Here is a 21,100-nt window from a genome sequence, read left to right as displayed (position 1 = left end):
AGGAGGATCAGAAAACAAAACGGTTCCGGCGCATATGCGCCGGAACCGCAATCCATCAGGCAATCACTTGCCGTAGACGTTGAAGTCGAAATAGTCCTTGGAGAACTTGTCGTAGGTGCCGTCAGCGCGGATCGCCTTGATGGCAGCGTTGAGCTTGCCCTTCAGTTCTTCATCACCCTTGCGCAGGCCGAAACCGACGCCGGCGCCGAGAACGGCCGGATCGTCAACGACATTGCCCTTGGCTTCGCAGCATTCCTTGCCCTGATCGGATTTCAGGAAGCTGTCGAGCGTGATCTGGTCGGCCTGAACGGCATCGAGACGCCCGGCGGCGAGGTCATTATTGGCCTCGTCCTGGGTCTGGTATTCCTTGATCTCGCTGACGGCATCCTTGAAATGCTTCTGGGCATATTCGGCATGGATGGTGGAAACCTGCACGCCAAGAATCTTGCCCTTCAGGCCTTCAGCCGTGGCATCGAACTTTTCCGCCTTCGGGCCGATGATGCCGGTCGGGGTGTTGTAATACTTGTCGGTGAAGTCGATCGTCTTCATGCGCTCTTCGGTGATCGACATGGACGACATGATGACGTCGATCTTCTTGCTGGTGAGCGCCGGAATGAGGCCATCCCAGGAAATCGGCGTGATGACGCATTCCAGCTTGGCCGAGGCACAGGCGGCATTCATGAAATCGACTTCCCAGCCGACCCACTTGCCGCTGGCATCCGGCGAGGTGAACGGCGGATAGGGTTCTGCGGCAACGCCGACCTTGATCGGTTCAGCCGATGCGGCGCCGACAGCGGCAACGCCGACGAGTGCGGCAAGCGCAACGGTCTTCAAAATGCTCTTCATGGTTCGTCCCCTTTTTTGCAATGGCAGGTTTTTTGGTGCTTCAATGAATGGAGCTGATGAATTTCTTCAGCCGCTCCGATTGCGGATTTTCGAAAATCGCCTGTGGCGGTCCCTGTTCCTCGATGACGCCGCCATGCAGGAAGACCACATGGCTCGCCACCTGGCGGGCAAATTTCATTTCATGGGTAACGAGGATCATCGTGCGCTTTTCGCGCGCCAGATCGCCGATGACGGTAAGGACTTCGCCCACCAGTTCCGGGTCGAGCGCCGAAGTGGGCTCATCGAACAGCATCACCAGCGGCTGGATGGCAAGCGCACGCGCGATCGCAGCACGTTGCTGCTGGCCGCCGGACATGAAGGCCGGATAGGCATTGCGCTTCTCGTAAAGCCCGACACGCTTGAGCAACGTCTCGGCCACGGCAATCGCCTCGTCGCGCGGCTGCTTCAGCACATGCACCGGCACTTCGATGACGTTCTGGAGAACGGTCATGTGCTGCCAGAGATTGAAGCTCTGGAACACCATGCCAAGCTGGCTGCGGATGCGCTGAACCTGTCGGCGGTTGGCCGGCATCAGGCCGCCGTCACCGTCGGGCTTCATCTGGATTTCTTCGCCATGGACCGTGACCGAACCCGCGCTCGGCAATTCCAGCATGTTGATACAACGCAGGAGCGTCGACTTGCCGGAACCCGAACCGCCGATAATGGCGATCACATCACCCTGATTGGCCGTCAGGGATACACCCTTCAGAACCTCAAGCGGGCCAAACCGCTTGTGGAGGTCTTTGACCTCAATGGCTTGCGCCGTATCACTCATTCACACCGTCACCGCCGGGCTTATCTTGTGCCCGATCTGCTGTTTTGACTTGTTCCCCCAGCGCATATCACTGGACTACCTGCTGGAATTGCAGCCCGATTTTGATGCAAGTTTTGCACTTGTCCAAAAATTACTCAAGCGTATAATAAGCTTTAGGCAGGGCCCGGCAGGGCTTCCGCGCTATCCACAGATGATCCACCCACACATTTCTAGGGGTTATTAGATGAGTGATTACGGTTGCCAGGCCATGTCGGAGCGGCTTTTGCGGGTCGTCATGCGTCGACCGGGAAAGAGCCTTCTCGCCGCCGACGCGGCAAAGTGGCACTACGGCCCGACCTTTGATGCATCCAAGGCCATCGAGCAGCACAAGGTGTTTGTAAACCTTGTGGAAAAGTCCGGCGCCGAGGTTCTGTGGATCGAGGATGACGGCGACGGTCTCGCAGATTCAATGTTCACCCACGATCCCTCCCTGATGACCGACAAGGGCGCCGTGATCCTGCGCATGGGCAAGCCGCTGCGATCAGCCGAACCGGACCTGCACGAAAAGACCTATCGCGATGCCGGCATCCCGATCCTTGGCCGCATCGAAGCGCCGGGTACGGTGGAGGGTGGCGATTGCATCTGGGTGGATCACGAGACGCTGGCCATCGGCCGCGGCGTGCGCTCCAATCAGGCCGGCATCGAACAGATGCAGGCGATCCTTGGGGCCATCGGCGTCACCGTTCTCGGTTTCGACCTGCCGCTTTGGCAAGGTGAGGAAGCCTGCCTGCACCTGATGTCGGTGATGAGCCCGCTTGCCCCGAAACTGGCGCTGGTGCATGCGCCGCTGATGCCGGCTGCCTTCTACATGCTGCTGCGCGAACGTGGTTACACGCTGATCCACGCGCCTGAAGCGGATTTTGCCGATAGCAACGGCCTCAACCTCAACGTTTTGCCGGTGACGCCGAACCATGTCATCATGGTCAGCGGTTTTCCCGCCACCAAGGCGGCGATGGAAGCGCATGGTTGCACAGTGGAAACCTTTGAGGCAGATGCATTGTGCATCGCCTGCGAAGGCGGGCCGACCTGCCTGACCCGACCGATCTTGAGGGAGAAGACTCCCGCCTAAGGAGACCCATTGAGCCGACGGACCTTTCACCGGGCAAGCGAAGCGGAGCGGCGTGAGGATCTCATCGCCGCAACGCTCGACTGTATTGCCGAATTCGGCATACAGGGCGCCACCGTGCGCCAGATTGCGGCCCGTGCCGGCGTCACCGGCGGGCTGATCCGGCATTATTTCGAAAGCAAGGACCAGATGATGCAGGCCGCCTATCGCGAGATGATGGCGGCCATGACCTCCGGCTCCATCGAGGCCGCTAACAGCACCGGCACGGCAAAACGGCGGCTTGGCCGTTTTATCGATGCCAACCATTCCGCCACCGTCACCGACCCCCGCATGCTGTCGCTCTGGGCGGCCTTTATCGGCCATATCCCGCACGATCCGGTGTTTGCCGCCATTCACCGCGAACACTATACGGCGATCTTGTCAGCGCTCGAAAATCTTCTGCGCGATTTCTTCACGGAAAACGGCCGCACGCAAGAAATCCCCCGCTGTCGCCACCATACCGTCGCGCTCACCGGCCTGCTGGATGGGCTGTGGCTGGAGGCGACTTTGGCCAACGACCTTTTTGCCGAGGGGGAATTATCCGCCCTCGCCTTCCGCTCCGTGGAAGCTCTGCTCGGCCTCAAATCCGGCGAACTTTCCCCATCAGAACATACCACACCGGGCACAGAAAACCACCCGGTGATCGCACCAACCGAGAAAGACATTTGATGCGTTACGCCTCCATCACCGACCGCCTCGCCCATCTCGGCTCCGGTCGCTGGGCTCTCCACACCAATGCACGCCGCATGAAGGCAGCCGGCGAGGACATTATCGAGCTGACGATCGGCGAACCGGATGTCGCGCCAGATCAGGCACTGCTCGATGAAGCCTCGCGCGCCATGTATGCCGGCCGCACCCGTTATTCCAATGGCCGTGGCGAACCAGCCGTGCTGAAGGCTCTGGTGGACAAATATTCGAAGCGCCGCGCTGGCGTCAGCGAACGCAATTTTCTCTGCTTCCCGGGCACCCAGACGGCGCTTTACGGCGTCATGACCGGTCTCGTTGAACGCGGCGACGGAGTGCTGGTCGGCGATCCGCTTTATGCGACCTATGAAGGCGTCATCGCCTCCACCGGCGCCCACATGATCCCGGTACCGCTGCGCCCGGAGAAGAAATTCCACCTGCAGGCCGCTGATCTCGAACGCGCCATCACGCCGGAAGCCCGCGTGCTTCTGCTCAACACGCCACACAACCCGACCGGCGCCGTGCTGAGCGAAGCCGAAATTGCCGCCATCGGCGAGGTCTGCCGCAAGCACGATCTCTGGATCGTCTCGGACGAAGTGTACGAGGAACTGATCTTCGACGGCATCAAATTCGCTTCGCCCTTCGATATCCCGGAACTGGCCGACCGCACCATCGCCGTCTCTTCCATCTCCAAGTCGCATGCCGCACCGGGTTTCCGCAGCGGCTGGGCGGCTGGCCCGGAAGAGTTTTGTGAAAAGGTTCTGCCGGTTTCCGAAACCATGCTTTTTGGCGTGCAACCGTTCATTTCCGACATGACGGCGCTGGCGCTCTCGAAACATTTCGACACCGCCGACGTGATGCGCGGCAACTACGCCCGCCGCGCTGAAATCGTCGCGAAAAGCTTTGCCGGCAGCAATCTGGTCAAACCGATGCTGCCGGAAGGCGGCATGTTCATCCTGCTGGATGTGACGGCTACCGGTCTGGGCGGCGAGGAATTCGCCTGGGAATTGTTGCGCGAGGAAAAGGTGGCGGTGATGCCGGGGACGTCCTTCGGTGATCAGGCCGCCGGTTTCCTGCGCATTTCGCTGACCGTGCCGGAAGATGTGCTGGCAACCGCGATGGAGCGGATTGCGGCGCTGGCGGGAAGGCTTGCTGCGAAAAAGGCTTGAAGCGAAACGCGCCGTTACCAGTTTATGAAGTGCCGCACGGGCCCTTCCCTTCGTCATTCCTGTGCTTGTCACAGGAATCCAGCCAGCCCAAGTCCTTGGGCTGAAAGGGTCTCATTCGTCGCGCAGACGCGTGACTGCCGGATTCCGGCTCAAGGCCGGGATAACGGATGTTAAGGCCTATTCACGCAACAAAATCTCGGATTTCAGCGTAAAACAAGCAGCACTCACCTGAACGAACCCTACTCCGCCTCGTCCCGCAACCGCCGGGCCTCGCGCTCGGCCGGATCATCATCCGTGTCGATCTCGTAAGGCGTCACATAACCACCGGAATCCCCGGCATCGACGATATGGCTGACCTGACCCGCCGGCCGGTCGCCGTCGAATTCCTTCTTGGCACGGCGCATATCCGCCATCGCGGGGTCCGCTGAATGATGTGGCTCACCCGTGCCACAACTGCGGGCGATATTCGGCTGACTGCTGCCGAACTTGCGGGCTTCTCGATCTTGCATTCCGGTATGGTCTTGCATGACGGGTCCTCCTGCCGTTTGAAGGAGGATAACATGTCTGCGGAAAACTTGGTTCCGAAATAGATCAAATCCCGAGATAACGATCCTGCAGGTCGGATGTCAGCGCATCCGGCTGGCCATTCCACACACTACGAGCGTTTTCGAGAATGACGCAGCGATCCGCTACCGGCAGCAGCTCCGACAGCGTCTTGTCGACCACGAGGATCGACAGGCCATCCTGCTTCAGCGAACGGATTGCACGCCAGATATCCTGACGGATGACCGGCGCCAGCCCTTCGGTCGCCTCATCGAGGATCAGCAGGCGCGGATTGGTCATCAACGCCCGACCGATGGCCAGCATCTGCTGCTCGCCACCCGACAGCGATTTCGCCATCTGCGCATGCCGTTCATCGAGACGCGGAAACAGGTCATTGACCCGCTTGAGCGTCCATGCCCCCGGACGCGCGGCGGCGACGAGGTTTTCATGCACGGTGAGGTTCGCAAAACAACGCCGGCCTTCCGGCACAAGGCCGACCCCGAGCCGCGCAACCCTGTGCGGCGGCAGTTTTTCGGTTGAATGACCGCTGAAGGAAATACGACCGGATTTCGGCGGCATCAGATTGCAGATCGACTTGATCGTTGTCGATTTGCCCATGCCGTTGCGGCCCATCAGGGCCACGACCTCGCCTTCGGCCACCGTGAGATCGACGCCATAAAGCGCCTGACTGCTGCCGTAGAAGGTGGTGATATCCTGAACCTCGAGCAGCATCAGGCATGATCTCCGAGATAGGCCGTGCGCACGGCAGGATCGCGGCGGATCTCCTCCACCGTGCCGGTGGCGATGATGCGGCCATAAACCAGCACGGAGATGCGATCGGCGAGCGCAAAAACCGCATCCATGTCGTGTTCGACCAAGAGGATCGGCGCTTCATGGCGAAGGATATGAAGAAAGCCGGTCAACCGTTTCGAGCCTTCCGGCCCCATGCCCGCCATCGGTTCATCGAGCAGAAACGCCTTTGACCCAAGTGCCAACGCAATGGCGATTTCAAGCTGACGACGTTCGCCATGCGACAATTCCGCCGCAGGAATGTTTGCACGCCCGGCCAGCCCGACGCGCTCCAATATGGCCATTGCCTGATCGATCAGCCCACGGTCACGCATCACGGGTTTGAAGAAACGAAAGCTGGATCCGGCCTTCGCCTGCACCGCCAGCATGACATTGCGCAGCGAGGAAAACTCTGGCGCCAGCGACGATACCTGAAATGTCCGCCCCAGCCCCAGCCGCGCCCGCTCGGCGACACCCAAACGACCGATATCCTGACCGGCGAAACGGATCGTGCCGCTATCCTGTTTTTCCGTGCCGCAAATCTGGTGGATCAACGTCGATTTGCCCGCGCCATTGGGGCCGATCAGCGCATGGATTTCGCCCGGACGCAGGTCGAGCGTCACGCCATCGGTGGCCCGCAATGCGCCAAAAGTTTTGACGAGATCGGTGATTTCCAGAACCGGACGATCAGCCATGACGCGCCTTTCCGGCCAGAAGCCCGATCAGCCCGCCACGGGCAAACAGCACGACGCCGAGCAGGATCAGTCCGAGAAAGAGCTGCCAGCGTTCGGTGATGCCGCCGAGTGCAAACTCGAAAATGACGTAGAGCATCGCCCCCGCGACAGGTCCGAACAGACGGCCGGTGCCGCCGAGAATGATCAACACGATCAGTTCACCGGACATGTGCCACGACAACATGGAGGGACTGACGAATTTGTTCAGATCCGCATAAAGCGCACCCGCAAGGCCGGTCATCATCGCCGAGATGACGAATGCCGCCAGCCTGATACCATAGGGCGAGATACCAACGGAGGCGACCCGCACCTCGTTCTGCCGTGCCGCCTGCAACGCCGCGCCGAAACGCGAACTTCGCAAAAGCGCGAACAGGCCGATGCAGGCAATCAGCACACCGTAGCAGAGCAGAAAGAAACTCAGCGGCAGCATCGTGTTGATGCCCGGAAACTGGTTGCGCACCAGAATGGAAAGCCCGTCCTCGCCGCCATAGGCCGGCCAGGAAATGGCGAAATAATAGATCATCTGCGCAAAGGCGAGCGTGATCATGATGAAATAGACGCCGGATGTCCGAAGGCTGATCGCCCCGATGACCAAGCCTGCCAGCCCGCAGGCGATGACGGCAAAGATCCAGATCACCGGCATCTGGTTGCTGCCTTCGAAACCGAACATCATCGGTTCGCCGGAAAAGACGTGGCTTGCCAGAATGCCCGCCGCATAGCCGCCGATTCCGAAAAACACGGCATGACCGAAGGACACGAGACCGCCGAGACCGAGCGCGATATTGAGACCGGTAGCAGCCAGTGCCAGAACGGCAATACGGGTGGCAAGCGTGACGGTGAACGGCTGGCCCATCTGGCTGGCCGCGACAGGCGCGACCAGCAGCAGCAGCGCCAGCACGAGATTGATGATGTTTTCGCGGGTCATGCTCATGCCGGTCATGCGTTTGCCGGGAAAAGGCCGCGCGGCCGAAACGCCAGAACCAGCGCCATGACGATATAGATCAGCATGGCCGCCAGCGATGCGCCAACCGCACCCGCCGTCGAAGCCGGCAGGATCAGACCAAGCAGAGACGGCAGCAGAAAACGCCCCAGCGTATCGGTGAGGCCAACAATCAGCGCGCCTACCAGCGCGCCCTTGATCGAGCCGATACCGCCGATGACGATGACCACGAAAGCGAGGATCAGCACCGGCTCGCCCATGCCGACCTGCACCGATTGCAACGCACCGACCAGAGCACCGGCAAGCCCCGCCAAGGCAGAGCCGAGCGCGAAAACGACGGTATAAAGCGTGCGGATATCGACACCCAGGGCGGCGATCATTTCGCGGTCGCTTTCACCGGCACGGATACGCATGCCGAGGCGGGTTTTCGAGATCAGCAGATAAAGGCCAAAGGCCACCAGCGCACCGACCCCGATAATGGCGAGGCGATAAAGCGGATAGGCTTCGATGCCGGGCAGTGGCACCGCACCGGAAAGAAGCGGCGGAATGTCGAGATAGAGCGGGAACGAGCCAAACACCCAGCGCGCGCCTTCGGAAAAAATCAGGATCAGCGCGAATGTGGCCAGCACCTGATCGAGATGGTCGCGATCATACAGCCGTCGGATCACCAGAAACTCGACGATCGCGCCGGCCGCAGCCGCGCAGACGAGGCTGGCCGCCAGCCCGATCCAGAACGAACCCGTGGCAGCGGCCACGACGGCGCAGGCGAATGCGCCGACCATGTAAAGCGAACCATGGGCGAGATTGATTAGGCCCATGACACCGAAGATCAGCGTCAGCCCGGCCGCCATGAGAAACAGCATGACGCCGAGCTGCAGGCCATTAAGCAACTGCTCGAGGGCAAGAGACAGGATCACCAAAAATCCTTACATCTTGCAGTCTTTGGCATAGGCATCGCCGTGATCGGTGAAGATCTTCGACACCGTCTTGTTGGTCAGCAGGCCGTCTTCCTTCACCACTTCCGTGACGTAAATGTCCTGGATCGGGTGCAGGTTGGTATTGAACTTGAACTTTCCGCGCGGCGACTGGATGTCGGCGGCCTGCATCGCTTCACCAAAGGCCTTGGTGTCCTTTACGCTTGCCTTGGAGGCGGCCGACAGGATCAGCTGCGCGGCGTCATAGGCCTGCACAGCGTAAAGCGACGGCAGGCGGCCATATTCCTTCTGGAAGGCCGGCACGAATTTCTTGTTGGCCTCGTTGTCGAGATCTTTCACCCACTGACCGGACGCTTTCACGCCAAGCGCGGCATCGCCGATCGCCGGCAGAACGTCCTGGCTGAAGGAGAAACCCGGACCCATGATCGGCGTTTTGACGCCTGACTGGGCATATTGTTTCATGAAGGAAATCCCCATACCGCCCGGCAGGAAGGCAAACACGGCGTCTGCGCCAGAGGCGCGGATCTGGGCGATCTCGGCGGCATAATCGGCCTGGCCGACCTTTGTGTAAACTTCAGCTGCCAGTTCACCCTTGTAATAGCGCTTGAAGCCGGTCAGCGAGTCTTTGCCGGCCGGATAGTTCGGCGCCATGATAAAGATCTTCTTGTAGTCCTTATTGGCGTATTCGCCCATGGCCTCATGAAGATTGTCGTTCTGGTAGGCGGCATTGAAATAGAGCGGATTGCACTTTGCGCCGGCCAGAGCCGCCGGTGCGGCATTGGTGGAGACGTAGAATTTCCCCTGCGCATTGGCCGACGGAGCCACGGCCATCAACAGGTTCGACCAGACGATACCCGTCAAAATATCAACCTGATCGCTCTGGATCATCTTGTCGGCGATCTGCACGGCCAGTTCCGGCTTCTGCGCGTCATCCTCGGTGATGACGGTGATATCCTTGTTGCCGGACTGCTTGATGGCCAGCATGAAACCGTCTCGCGTATCGACACCAAGGCCGGCACCGCCGCCGGACAGCGTGGTGATCAGGCCGATCTTGATCGGCTCGGCAACCGCGAGCGAGGAAACGCTGAGGCTGAGCGTAAGCGTGGCTGCTGACAGAAAGGTCTTCATGGCATGCTCCCGTTGGTTCGACTGTTCCATGGTCTTGTGGCCGCCGGCATTCTGTGTCCGAACGAGCTTTTTTCTTCCCATCTCACAGTTGCGCGGAAACTTCCACATGCGAAAGACGTCCTTCTGCATATCAGGCGTCGTCAAGTCGCAGTTTTACAGGAGTTTGCGGAAGCAGTTGCAAAATCAACCGCTGCACGCCGGCAAAGTAACCCGTTTACCCTTTGCCGGTATAAAGGAGGCTGGAAGCGCCCATCCTGATTGTTGTGATGGCCTTCCTGTTTGATGGAATGAGTGCATGGCGCAGATCACCGAGAGCGAAAGCCAACTCGCCCAGCTTGAAATAGACCCGTCGAATTTCGGTTTTCTGGCGCAGTTGCGCATGATGCTCGGGGCCTTCTGGGGCACGAAAATCAAGACCCGCATCCTCACGCTGACCATCGCCCTCCTCGCCATCATTCTTGCCACCACCTACGGCCAATACCGCCTCAACAGCTGGAACGCGCCCTTCTACGACAGCCTGCAGCGCCGCGATCTCGATGCTTTTCTTATCCAGCTCGAAGTCTTCGTCGTGATTGCCGGTGTGCTGCTGGTGCTCAACGTCATTCAGGCGTTTCTCAACCAGATGATGGCGCTCTCCATGCGTGAGGGCCTGACGCGCGACCTGATCGACCAGTGGATGAAGGCGGGCCGAGCCATCAAACTTGCCAATTTTGGCGCGATCGGCGTCAATCCGGACCAGCGCCTGCACGAGGATGCCCGCAATCTGGCGGAAATCACCACGTCGCTGTCGATTGGTCTCGTCAGCTCGTCGATCCTGCTGGTCAGCTTCATCGGCGTACTCTGGGAAATTTCGGCGGATTTCGCCTTCAATCTTTATGGCCACCATATCGCCATTCCCGGCTACATGGTCTGGGCGGCGCTCATTTATGCCGGCACCGCGTCGCTGCTCAGCAGCTTTGTCGGCCGTAACCTGCCAGTCATCAATGCCGAGCGGTATTCCAAGGAAGCCGAACTACGCTTCTCGCTGATGCATGCCAACGAAAACCTTGCCTCGATCACGCTGGCCAGAGGCGAAGGCAGCGAACGCGGCCAGATCCAGAATGCGGTGACGGTGGTGCTCGCCGTCATCTGGCGACAGGCGCTTGCCATCACCAACCTCACATGGGTCTCCTCCGGTTTCGGCTGGCTGACGCTGGTGGCGCCGATCCTGATCGCCTCACCGGTCTATTTCAACGGCATGTTGTCTTTTGGCTGGCTGATGGTGGCGGTTGGCGCCTTCACGCAGGTCAATGCGGCCTTGCGCTGGTATATCGACAACTTTCGCCAGATCGCCGACTGGAAGGCGGCGCTTTACCGCGTTTCCACCTTCCGCAAGGCGCTTCTGGAAATGGACAAGCCCGACATTGCAGAGTCCGATCTGACCCAGAGCTATGGCGCGGAACAGAAAATGGTGTTGCGGGATCTATCCGTTCTGCCCGGCCCACCCGGCACGCCCACCGATCGCGGCCTGAAGATTCCCGAAGCGGAAATCACCATCGGGCCCGGCGAACGGGTGATGGTCAACGGCGATGCCAGCGTCAACCGCCACCTGCTGTTCCAGGCCATGGCCGGCCTGTGGCAATGGGGCAAGGGCAACATCATCATGCCGCCGCAGGACGATATCCTGTTCATGCCGCAGCGCCGTTATTTCCCCGACACACCTCTGCGCGCCGCCGTCGCCTATCCACGCGATCCCTCAGGCTTCGACGATGTCATGATCACCGATGCGCTGAAACGCGCCGGGCTGGAAAGGCTGGCCGGCGATCTCGACCGGCACGAACGCTGGGACCGGGTGCTGGAAGAAGACGATCAGGCCCGCCTGCGCCTCGCCAACGTGCTGCTCACCGCGCCAAAATGGCTGGTCCTTGACGATGCCCTGGAAGGGCTGGAGCCGGAAACGCAGGAAGAGATTTTGAAGGTGATGGATGAGATGAAGGACAGTGCCATCATCTATATCGGCCGACAGGAACTGTTCCAGGAGGTAATGAAGTCACGGGCGATCCATCTGCAGCCGGTGTGAGGGGCTGGGTCATTTGCGTGTGGAACTGGACGGTGCGGCATAGACCCTTCTCCCCGTAAAACGGGGAGAAGGTGCCGGCAGGCGGATGAGGGGCAAGAGCCTCGAACTTCAGCACTGTTGCTGCCCCTCATCCCCTCGCTGTCGCTCCGGACCTTCTCCCGCGCGCGGGGAGAAGAGGCAAGCCGCACCGTCTCGCCCCCAACAAATACCAGCCAACCCATCATTAAAAACCCTCAGTCCAGCAACGCCCGCATCTGCGCCGCCAGCTCACGAGCGGTATACGGCTTTTTCAACCACGCCGAATGTTCGGCAAACTGCTGCAATGCCACTTCCGGCTCGGCAAAACCGGAGGTGAACAGCACCTTGATATCCGGCCGGCGCTTGCGCACCTCCTGTGCCAGCTTGTCACCCGACATGCCGGGCATGGCGACATCGGTGAACAGCAGCACGATGTCTGGATGTTTGCCGAGAATTTCCAGCGCCTCGACGCCACCGCCGGCCTGATGCACGATGTAACCGGCCGTTTCCAGCCGCGCCACCGCGATGCGGCGCACGCGCGCATCGTCTTCCACGACAAGAACCGGCTCAGTTCCGGCGACGATTGCCGGCTGATCCAGCGTCACGGATGAATCTTCGAGCGCCATGGTCTGCCGTGTGACCGAAGGCAGGAACACGCGCAGGCTGGTGCCCTGCCCCAACTCGCTTTCCAGCTGGATATGGCCGCCCGACTGGCGCACGAAACCATAGACCATGCTGAGGCCAAGTCCCGTGCCGCCGCCGCCATGCTTGGTGGTGAAGAACGGCTCGAAGGCACGCACCTTCACATCCTCGCTCATGCCCATGCCGGTATCCGTCACGGCGATCAGCACATATTCGCCGGCCCGCATTTCCGGGTACATCTGCGCATAATCCTGATCGAGGTAGACCCGGCTGACCTCGATCGACAGTTCCCCACCTTCCGGCATCGCGTCACGCGCGTTGAGCGTCAGGTTCAGCAGCACGTTCTGCAATTGCGGCCCATCGACCAGCGCCTCGTTGGCGCCGCCGGTCACGACGGTACGCAACTCGATGCGATCACCGATCGTGCGGCGGATCAGTTCGGAAAAACTGGCGATCATCTGGCCGAGATCGGTGAGCTTCGGGTTGAGCGGCTGCTTGCGGCCAAAGGCCAGCAATTGCCCGGTCAGCTTGGCACCGTCATCCGTCGCCCCTTGCGCCTCGCGCAACAGGACCTGCACCTTGGGATCGGTCACCTTCGCCTCGGCGATTTCCAGATTGCCGCTGATGATGGTCAGCAGATTGTTGAAATCGTGGGCAAGACCACCGGTCAGCTGGCCGATCGCCTCCATCTTCTGCGCCTGACGCAGCTCCTCCTCGATCTTGTGACGGCTGGTGAGATCGCGCACGAAACCGGTGAACACGCGCTTGCCGTTCGACAGAGCTTCGCCGACCGCCAGTTCCATCGGGAATGTCGTGCCGTCTTTACGCAAACCCTTGACCACGCGGCCGATGCCGATGATGCGGCGATTGCCGGTGGCGAGATATTTGCCGATATAGCGGTCGTGGTTGTCCCGATCCGGGTTCGGCATCAGCATGGAAACGTTGCGGCCCTCGACCTCGCTTGCCTGATAACCGAACAGGTCTTCGGCGGCAGAACTGAACGAGGTGATGATGCCGAGTTCGTCGATGACGACCATGGCTTCCGGCACGGTCTGCAGGATGGAGCGGAAATGCGCCTCGCGCGCCGCCAGATCCTCACGGATCGAAGCTGCGGCATCAAAATCCTCGTTGACCTGCATGATCAGCGGCGGCTGGCCTTTGCCCTGCGGCAGATGCAGCCAGCGGCTCAACACCGAAATCGGATGACCATCGCGGTGACGATAGACGAGATTGCCCTTCCAGCGGCCATACATGCGGATGACGGCATCGATCTCCGGGATCGACAGGGTTTCTTCCGGCGAGAGGATGTCTGTAAGCGTGCGACCGACCGCCTCGCCACCGGACCAGCCGAACAGCCTGCCGCTGCCGGTGCTCCAGTTGCGGATCACGCCATCTGCATCGTGCACAACGATGTGCAGCGGGTCGAGTACAGAAAGTTTGAGGGCGAGGTCGCCCTCGCCCTGTCCGAGAATTTGGTCGTCCATGCCGTATCCCAATCCTGGCCGTTAGTGTGGCCAGATCGCCTGACGCATCTTTGGCTCGCGGTCGATCGTATCTTCGTAACTATCGCCATCACCGCAGAGCGCAAGCAGTTTTCCCGGTTTGCAGATCGCAAAATCATGGCGACCTTCAGGGCTGATGACGCCGCGCGCAACCAGCTTGGTGATGGTGCGCGACACCGTTTCGATGGTGAGGCCGAGATAGTCGGCCATGTCGAGACGGCTCATCGGCAGGTGAATGCGGCGACCGATCGGGTGGCAACCATGCAAGCGGCGGGCGAGCAGCATCAGGAAGGTGGCGACACGTTCCTCGGCGCTCTTGCGCGACAAAAGCACCATTTGGTCCTGAGCGGTTGCCATTTCGTCACAGACGCGGGCAAAGAACTGCGGGCGCAGGTCCGGCCATTTTTCGAGCGCTTCGGCAAAAGGCTTGCGGGCCAGGCGACGCAGGCGAACCGGCGTGACGGCTTCGGCGCTGTAGAGATACCGATCCTTGAGCGACAGGCCGACAAGATCACCGGCATAAAGAAAACCGGTGATGACGCGGCGGCCATCTGCGATGATCTTGAACACACGCAGAACACCTTCCGAAACCTTGAAGACGTGGTCTGCCTGATCGCCTTCCCAGAAGACGCCCTCGCCGGCTTCAAAAGATTCGCGCGGCACCGCACAAAAAACTTCTTCCAGCCGCTCCGGCTGCGGAGCAAGCCTTGCCGCCGTTACGTGTTTTGCTTCAGCACTATATGCAACCGACAGCATCGCGAAATCCCCTGAACCCGATAAGCATTTGACAGGTCCTGTTTTGCTGCGTCGCGGTGACACGTTGATGCCGTGCATGTTACCGTGCGTTAAATCGTGTGACGGTGTGTAACAGAGACTTTGAGTCGGGCTGCGAATGGCGAAGATCGAGAAGCGTGCGGACCATATTCTGATCGTGGATGACGAGGCGAGAATTCGCCAGATGGTCGCACGTTACTTCGAGGATGAAGGGTTTGTCGTGCACGGCGCCGCAGACGGCACCGGCATGCGCAAGCTGATGGCCGAGCACACGATCGACCTGATCCTGCTCGATCTCGTTCTGCCGCAGAGCGAGGACGGGCTGACGCTTGCGCGCGAAATTCGCACCACGTCCGACATTCCGATCATCATGCTGACCGGTCGCGACGACGTGCTCGATCGTATCGTCGGGCTGGAAGTCGGCGCCGACGATTATATGGCCAAACCGTTTCACCTGCGCGAAGTGCTTGCCCGCGTTCGCAGCATTCTGCGCCGCCGGCGGCCGGTGGAAACGCATGTTGCGGAAACATCCGATGCGATCGAGTTCAATGGCTGGAAGCTCGAACAGTCACGTCGCCGTCTGCTCAACCCGACCGGGGAGGAAATCGAACTGACCACCGGCGAATTCGACATGCTGACAGTGCTTGCCCGCAATGCCGGCCGCGTCCTCACCCGTGAAGTGCTGATGAACCAGACGCGCGGCCGCGATCTCGATGTGTTCGACCGGTCGATCGACGCCCAGGTGGCGCGTCTGCGCAAGAAGATAGAGGTCGATCCGGCCAAGCCGCACCTGATCCGTTCCGTGCGCGGCGTCGGTTACATGTTTGCCGGTGCGATGTCGCCGGAGACGAGGTCCTAGTGCATCGACCCGAAAACCGGCACGGTTTCGGAAAGTACGATGCACAAGTCAAAGGAGCTACAGCGTCGTGCGCCATATATGGCGCACGACGCTGTAGACCCCGTCCCCGACGATAGCATCAGCGCAACGTCTCGATGACGGGCGTTTCCAGAAGCTTGCCGGTGATGACGTCTGCGACGCCGCGGTCAGTCTGGTGAGGCCCGGCATTACAGGCGAGCGTTGCGCCGAAGCATGCCTTGAAGATGAGATAGGGCGGCTGCCATTCGACAATCGTGTCCATGGCGGAGCGAACGGCCGCAAAACCTTCCGCGATATCGGACAGCGGTGCATCGGAAACCAGTCCCGACAGCGGCAACGGCAAGATGGCAATCACCTTGCCTTCCGCTGCAACAGCCAAACCACCGCCGGCATCGATGACGGCATTGGCCGCTACCGCCATATCGGCTGCATTGCCACCGAACACGGTGAGGTTATGGCTGTCATGCGCAACCGTGGTGGCAAACGCACCGCGCCACTTACCCCAACTGCCGAGGAAACCAACCTTGGTCGAGGTTTCCGCGACACCGTGCCGATGTGTCACGGCGATCATCGCCGTGCCTTCAGGCGGCACGACATAACCTCCCACCACATCGGCCTCGGCCTCTGCCCATTGCGTGAAACGAGGACGGTCGATCACCGCTAGCTTGACCCGCGAACCGTTGGAGGCGACGCGGAAATCATTTTCCGACAGAGACGAGAGCTTGACGGAATCCGTCAGCGGCCCGGTATCGATCAGCGGCGTAGCCACGGTCATCTTGCCCGACCGCGCCACTTCCGTGCCGCTTGCAAAAACATGGCGGGCGCGAAAATCGGCAAGATCCTCGAAGATGACAATATCGGCGCGGCGACCGGCAGCGATCAGGCCGAGATCGGCGCGGTCGAGGCGGTTGGAGGCATTGAGGGTGGCAGCCTTCAGCGCCCATTCCGGCTTCATGCCGTAACGCACCAGGCGGCGCACGACATCATCAAGGCCACCGCCCTTCAGGAGATCGTCCGGGAAGACGTCATCGGTGCATAGCGTCAGCGACGACGGTAGATGGCCCAGCGTGTTGAGCGCCTCGACGAATTCCGGCAAAAGATGATCGTGCGAACCGCGCAATTCGATCGTCAGGCCGGCGCGCAGCTTTTCCATCAGGTCGGCCGCAGAGGTCAGTTCGTGGTCGGAGGTGACACCAGCCACCATGAAAGCGGCGAGATCGCCACCGGTCAGACCACGGGCATGGCCGCAGACCAATTTTTCGGACGCCAGCGCCACCTGCATAATGGCGGCCATGCGCGACTCGCGGCTCACCACGTCGCGCATGTTCATGACTTCGGCAAGGCCACCGATTTTCGGCCAGAGCATCAACTCTTCGATCACGGACGCATCGAAATCCGCCCCGGCTGTTTCATAGCCCGGAGCCGAGGGCACGCAGGACGGCGCCAGCACGACCGAACGCAACGGCAGTTCCTTGATCGCCTCGCAGGCCCAACGGACGCCATCGACGCCATGGACATTTCCGAATTCATGCGGGTCCCAGACAATAGTGGTGACACCACGCGGCATGACGGATGCCGCGTAGGTGGACGGCGTCACCATCGAGCTTTCGATATGCATATGCATGTCGATCAGGCCCGGTGTGATGAAAGCGCCGGTGGCGTCGATGATCTCGTCGGCATCGGAGCGGCTGCCCGGCGCATGCACGCTGGCGATAATCGGGCCGATCAGGCCGATATCAGCCAGGCGGCGCTCTTCGGTCATCACATCCACCAGGGTGCCGCCGGTGATCAGGACATCGAAAGGCGCATCACCGCGGGCCGCGGCTATGGCGCGGCTTCGCAAATCGGGATCGATGAATTTATGGACGTTAACAATGATCTCGTTCAACGGCTTCCCTCCCCATGCAATGTTTCCAGAATGATCAACCGCGCAGGATCGACCGCTATAGTCGCCGCATAGGCGGCGTTGAATTCGGCCTTGCCGGATCGCGTCTCCACCACGGTCCGACCGCGCGTGACGGTGCCGGCAAGTTCGACGTCGATGCGTGCGGGCCGCCATTCGACAAGGCCTTCGTCGATGAATGCGACGGCGGCGACGGCATCATAAAGCGCCATGGCCGGTCGGCCGCGGCTCGTGGCGATGGCGATGAAGCCGTCGAGAAGATCGGCAACCAGAGCCGCGTTGCGTCCCCCGGCGGAGCGCACCGGTTCAACATCCGACGGTGCCGCCAGAACCTGACGGCAGAGATCGAGATCGACCATCCTGAACGGAATGCCGTGCGAAAGGACGATGGCGATGGCCTCGGGATCGGCAAAGGCGTTGAATTCGGCAGAGGCCGTGTGATTGCCGGCTGTCACCGCGCCGCCCATCCAGACCAGATCGGTGATACGAGCGGCAAGATCCGGTCGCGCCAATGCGATGGCGGCAATGTTGGTGAGCGGACCAAGCGCCAGAATGCGTTTCGGTCCGCCACCTTCCAGCCAGCGGCACAATGCTTCGAAAGCATCCCCCATGGCAGGGACCCGCACCTCCGGCAGACGCAAGCCCGCCGTCGGCATGCCATGGTCGCTGAGAATGGAGGTGGCTGTTTCCAGCTTACCAAGCACCGGCAGAGCACGTCCGGAATAGATCGGAAACTGCCAGCTGAAAGCCTCGACCGCACCGGCAGCGTTTCTCTTCACCTGATCCAGCGGCGCATTGCCGACAACCAGCGACACACCGTCGATCGCCAGTTCAGGCCGCGACCGGGCTTCGGCATCGACCACCATAATGGCGGCGATGTCGTCAAAACCCATATCAGTATCGATCCACACACCCATGCGCTTGACCCGCCCTTACCCGAATGTCCGCAACTGTGCAGCGGCACCAACTGGCAGGTCGAAAGCCAGTTCGGCACCGAGTTCATGCGACGGCAGGGCAGCATCGACTTCGGCCTTGATGGGCCCAAGTGGCGTATCGAGCAGGTATTCGCGGCTGTTGCCGGCAAAGGATGCGCCGCGCACCGTTCCCTGGAAAGGACCTGAGCCCAGGGTTACCATGCGCGGCCGCCAGGCCAGTCCCGCCGCTATCGGGACCGGTCCGGAAAGTTCGACCGGACCTTTTGGGGTCTTCAGTCGTCCGTCTGAAAGTTCAAAGATATTCTCGAAGCCAACGAAGTCTGCAACGAAGGCGGAAGTGGGGCGGTTATAGATATCTTCCGGTGATCCTATCTGTTCTATAGCACCACGCTTCATCACAACAATGCGATCAGCCAAAGAAAGTGCTTCGCCCTGATCGTGCGTGACAAAAATCATCGTCACGCCGGTTTCCTTCTGCACGCGCTGCAGTTCGGAACGCATGTCGAGCCGCAGGCGGGCGTCGAGGTTGGACAGCGGCTCGTCCAGCAAGAGAACCTTTGGTTCCATCACCATCGACCGCGCAAGCGCCACGCGCTGCTGCTGGCCGCCGGAAAGTTCTCCCGGCTTGCGATCAGCATAATCCGTCAGGCCGACGGAGGTAATGCCTGCCTTGACGCGTTTGTCGAGTTCAGCAGCCGGCGTCTTTTTCAGGCGCAGACCGAAAGCGACGTTTTCATACACCGAAAGATGCGGGAACAGCGCGTAGGACTGGAACATCAAGCCGACATTGCGCTTGTTGGCCGACACGCGAGTGATGTCCGCCCCATCCAGCTTCACATGGCCGGAAGCCGGCGACAGCAGGCCGGCGATGGCGCGCATGGTCGTGGTCTTGCCGCAACCGGATGGGCCGAGGAAAGCGACGAGTTCGCCCTTGCCAATGGTGAGGTTCAAGTCCTTGACGGCAACGGTGTCGCCATAGGCAAGCGTCAGGTTTTCGAGAGTGAGGAAATTTGCATCAGACATAACGGGAGAACCCCAGAAAACGTTCGGCGATAAAGACGATACCGATGGACATGAAGGCGAGCAGCGCGGAGAGGGCTGCGACGGAGGGGTCGAAGACGATTTCCATATAGGCGATCATGTCGACCGGCAGCGTGCGCACACCGGGCCCCGAGAGAAACAGCGAGACCGGCACCTGATTGAACGAGGTGACGAAGCCGAGAATGAAGGCCGACATGATGCCGCCTCGAATGTTCGGAAGCACGACGCGGAAGAAGGCGCCGAGCCGCGACGAACCCAGCAGAACCGCCGCTTCCTCGATATCCGAGCGCAGGTTTCCGAGGCTGGCCGAGACGACGCGCACCGCATAGGGCAGGATCAGCGCCGTATGCGCCAGAAACAGCGCCAGCGTGATGCCCACCTGAAACGGCACGACGATGTAACGAAGTAGCGACAGGCCGACGATGATGCCGGGCACGATGATCGGCGCGGACACGATGGTGCGGATGGTTTCCGCGCCCGGCAGCTTGTAGCGCGACAGCGCGTAGGAGGCCGGAATGCCGAGGATCAGCGCCACCAGCGTGCCGCCGATGGCCAGAAACATCGACATGTAAAAACTGTCGCGGAAACTTTCGACGGTGAAAACCTTGGCTATCCAGCGCAACGAAAAACCCTGCGGCGGAAAGGCCAGCGTTTCGCCTGCTGAAAACGATGCGGCGACGATGATCAGGAACGGGCCGATCAGGAAGGTGATGACCAGACCGAGCGTGATCGGGATGAACAGGTTACGGGCCATCATCGCGCGATCCTCGTTTTGTTGCGCGCGGTAGCGACACGTTTCAGCAGAATGTTGGCGGCAAAGCTCATGACGATGAGGATCAGCGCGATGACGCTGGCCGCGACAAAATTGTTGGAGACCGTCACCTGCTGGTAAAGCAGGGTTTCCAGCATCAGCACCTTGGAGCCGCCGAGAATGGCCGGCGTGATGTAGGCGGTCAGGCAACCGGTGAAGACCAGCGTGCCGCCGATGACGACACCTTCCTTGGTCAGCGGCAGAATGACCTTCCAGAACACCTGGAACCAGTTGGCTCCGAGCACGCGGGCGGCCGGAATGGCATCCTTCGGCATGTTTTCGAGCGCCGAGATCAGCGAAATGATCATCAGCGGCAGGAACAGTTGCAGAAGACCAATGAAAATGGCGGTTTCCGAAAACAGGATGCGCAGCGGCGCCTCGCTGATGCCGAGCGCCTGAAACGCCTGATTGACGATGCCGGTGCGACCGAGAATGACGATCCAGGCATAGGTACGCGCCACCGGCGAAATCATCAGCGGCAGCACGATGAGGCCGGTGACCTTGCCCTTTTTGCCCGGTTCAAGGCTGACGATGGCAAAGGCCGCCGCATAACCGATGATCGCCGCCACGATGGTGACCAATGCGCCGAGTTTCAGCGTGCGCAAAAACACTGCCTGATTGAGCGAGCTGGAGAAAAATTCCGTATAGGCGGAAACCGTCCAGCCGCCGCCGGGCGCCCTGAAACCATCGGAGAGGAGGATCACCACCGGCGCAATGAAGACCGCTGCTGCAAACAGCGCGGCCGGCAATGCCAGTGCGAGGGCCTCGGCCCTGTTTTGGAACATCTTTTGTCTTTCTTCGGTATCGTCTCA

At 60.5% G+C, this 21,100-nt stretch carries 20 protein-coding genes; 5 read left to right on the top strand and 15 right to left on the bottom strand.

Annotation, left to right across the window (positions count from 1 at the left end; genetic code table 11):
• Positions 1 to 63: 63 nt before the first annotated feature.
• Positions 64 to 846 carry a transporter substrate-binding domain-containing protein gene (locus tag GAO09_RS24160; RefSeq protein WP_153358574.1) on the bottom strand — a complete coding sequence of 261 codons (783 nt, stop codon included), beginning with the start codon at positions 844 to 846 and terminating at the stop codon, positions 64 to 66.
• A gap of 40 nt (positions 847 to 886) precedes the next feature.
• A complete protein-coding gene (locus tag GAO09_RS24155; RefSeq protein ID WP_153358572.1) occupies positions 887 to 1,660 on the bottom strand; it encodes an ABC transporter ATP-binding protein in 774 nt (257 codons plus the stop codon).
• A 223-nt stretch (positions 1,661 to 1,883) separates the two neighbouring features.
• Between GAO09_RS24155 and GAO09_RS24150 the strand changes: the two genes are divergently transcribed.
• From GAO09_RS24150 to GAO09_RS24140, 3 genes are read left to right on the top strand one after another with little or no spacing between them, the layout of a single operon-like run.
• Entirely contained in the window at positions 1,884 to 2,768 is an 885-nt protein-coding gene (locus tag GAO09_RS24150) for a dimethylarginine dimethylaminohydrolase family protein (protein ID WP_153358570.1), read from the top strand.
• 9 nt (positions 2,769 to 2,777) lie between these two features.
• Positions 2,778 to 3,473 carry a TetR/AcrR family transcriptional regulator gene (locus tag GAO09_RS24145; RefSeq protein WP_153358568.1) on the top strand — a complete coding sequence of 232 codons (696 nt, stop codon included), beginning with the start codon at positions 2,778 to 2,780 and terminating at the stop codon, positions 3,471 to 3,473.
• Positions 3,473 to 4,657, top strand: a complete 1,185-nt coding sequence (locus GAO09_RS24140) for a pyridoxal phosphate-dependent aminotransferase (protein ID WP_153358566.1) — start codon at positions 3,473 to 3,475, stop codon at positions 4,655 to 4,657. Before GAO09_RS24145 ends, GAO09_RS24140 begins: the two co-directional genes overlap by 1 nt.
• 239 nt (positions 4,658 to 4,896) lie before the next feature.
• Here the strand turns inward: GAO09_RS24140 and GAO09_RS24130 are convergent, their stop codons facing one another.
• From GAO09_RS24130 to GAO09_RS24105, 6 genes are all read right to left on the bottom strand, one after another.
• Positions 4,897 to 5,184, bottom strand: coding sequence for a hypothetical protein (locus GAO09_RS24130; protein WP_153358564.1), 288 nt, complete (start codon positions 5,182 to 5,184; stop codon positions 4,897 to 4,899).
• 64 nt (positions 5,185 to 5,248) lie between these two features.
• The gene (locus GAO09_RS24125) at positions 5,249 to 5,935 is read right to left on the bottom strand and encodes an ABC transporter ATP-binding protein (RefSeq protein ID WP_209018852.1); all 687 of its coding nucleotides are present in this window, start codon (positions 5,933 to 5,935) and stop codon (positions 5,249 to 5,251) included.
• Entirely contained in the window at positions 5,932 to 6,684 is a 753-nt protein-coding gene (locus GAO09_RS24120; protein WP_153358560.1) for an ABC transporter ATP-binding protein, read from the bottom strand. The genes GAO09_RS24125 and GAO09_RS24120 overlap by 4 nt, the downstream gene beginning before the upstream one ends.
• Positions 6,677 to 7,648 carry a branched-chain amino acid ABC transporter permease gene (locus tag GAO09_RS24115; protein WP_153359352.1) on the bottom strand — a complete coding sequence of 324 codons (972 nt, stop codon included), beginning with the start codon at positions 7,646 to 7,648 and terminating at the stop codon, positions 6,677 to 6,679. Before GAO09_RS24115 ends, GAO09_RS24120 begins: the two co-directional genes overlap by 8 nt.
• A gap of 11 nt (positions 7,649 to 7,659) precedes the next feature.
• Positions 7,660 to 8,580: a branched-chain amino acid ABC transporter permease gene (locus GAO09_RS24110; RefSeq protein ID WP_324185464.1), complete on the bottom strand. Its 921-nt coding sequence runs from the start codon at positions 8,578 to 8,580 to the stop codon at positions 7,660 to 7,662.
• A 9-nt stretch (positions 8,581 to 8,589) separates the two neighbouring features.
• The gene (locus GAO09_RS24105; RefSeq protein ID WP_153358558.1) at positions 8,590 to 9,726 is read right to left on the bottom strand and encodes an ABC transporter substrate-binding protein; all 1,137 of its coding nucleotides are present in this window, start codon (positions 9,724 to 9,726) and stop codon (positions 8,590 to 8,592) included.
• A 295-nt stretch (positions 9,727 to 10,021) separates the two neighbouring features.
• Here GAO09_RS24105 and GAO09_RS24100 point away from each other — a divergent pair, with 295 nt between their 5' ends.
• Entirely contained in the window at positions 10,022 to 11,785 is a 1,764-nt protein-coding gene (locus GAO09_RS24100; protein WP_153358556.1) for an ABC transporter ATP-binding protein/permease, read from the top strand.
• Positions 11,786 to 12,018: 233 nt separating this feature from the next.
• Here the strand turns inward: GAO09_RS24100 and GAO09_RS24095 are convergent, their stop codons facing one another.
• On the bottom strand, positions 12,019 to 13,929 hold the full coding sequence (locus GAO09_RS24095) for a hybrid sensor histidine kinase/response regulator (protein WP_153358554.1): 1,911 nt from the start codon (positions 13,927 to 13,929) through the stop codon (positions 12,019 to 12,021).
• A gap of 21 nt (positions 13,930 to 13,950) precedes the next feature.
• On the bottom strand, positions 13,951 to 14,703 hold the full coding sequence (locus tag GAO09_RS24090) for a Crp/Fnr family transcriptional regulator (RefSeq protein WP_153358552.1): 753 nt from the start codon (positions 14,701 to 14,703) through the stop codon (positions 13,951 to 13,953).
• Positions 14,704 to 14,839: 136 nt separating this feature from the next.
• On the opposite strand from GAO09_RS24090, the gene GAO09_RS24085 reads away from it, so the two are divergent.
• Positions 14,840 to 15,580: a response regulator gene (locus tag GAO09_RS24085; protein ID WP_153358550.1), complete on the top strand. Its 741-nt coding sequence runs from the start codon at positions 14,840 to 14,842 to the stop codon at positions 15,578 to 15,580.
• A 118-nt stretch (positions 15,581 to 15,698) separates the two neighbouring features.
• Here the strand turns inward: GAO09_RS24085 and GAO09_RS24080 are convergent, their stop codons facing one another.
• From GAO09_RS24080 to GAO09_RS24060, 5 genes are read right to left on the bottom strand one after another with little or no spacing between them, the layout of a single operon-like run.
• Positions 15,699 to 17,486, bottom strand: coding sequence for an adenine deaminase (locus GAO09_RS24080; protein ID WP_235938443.1), 1,788 nt, complete (start codon positions 17,484 to 17,486; stop codon positions 15,699 to 15,701).
• Positions 17,483 to 18,418, bottom strand: a complete 936-nt coding sequence (locus GAO09_RS24075) for a nucleoside hydrolase (RefSeq protein ID WP_153358548.1) — start codon at positions 18,416 to 18,418, stop codon at positions 17,483 to 17,485. The genes GAO09_RS24080 and GAO09_RS24075 overlap by 4 nt, the downstream gene beginning before the upstream one ends.
• A 15-nt stretch (positions 18,419 to 18,433) precedes the next feature.
• On the bottom strand, positions 18,434 to 19,459 hold the full coding sequence (locus GAO09_RS24070; protein WP_153358546.1) for an ABC transporter ATP-binding protein: 1,026 nt from the start codon (positions 19,457 to 19,459) through the stop codon (positions 18,434 to 18,436).
• Positions 19,452 to 20,231, bottom strand: coding sequence for an ABC transporter permease (locus GAO09_RS24065; RefSeq protein WP_153359346.1), 780 nt, complete (start codon positions 20,229 to 20,231; stop codon positions 19,452 to 19,454). Before GAO09_RS24065 ends, GAO09_RS24070 begins: the two co-directional genes overlap by 8 nt.
• Positions 20,231 to 21,073, bottom strand: a complete 843-nt coding sequence (locus tag GAO09_RS24060; protein WP_153358544.1) for an ABC transporter permease — start codon at positions 21,071 to 21,073, stop codon at positions 20,231 to 20,233. Before GAO09_RS24060 ends, GAO09_RS24065 begins: the two co-directional genes overlap by 1 nt.
• Positions 21,074 to 21,100 lie beyond the last annotated feature (27 nt).

Origin of the sequence: Endobacterium cereale (assembly GCF_009617585.1) — a bacterium.
Taxonomy (GTDB): domain Bacteria; phylum Pseudomonadota; class Alphaproteobacteria; order Rhizobiales; family Rhizobiaceae; genus Neorhizobium; species Neorhizobium cereale.
The sequence above is the reverse complement of the archived record's forward strand: the minus strand, read 5'-3'. Positions and strand labels throughout refer to the sequence as shown.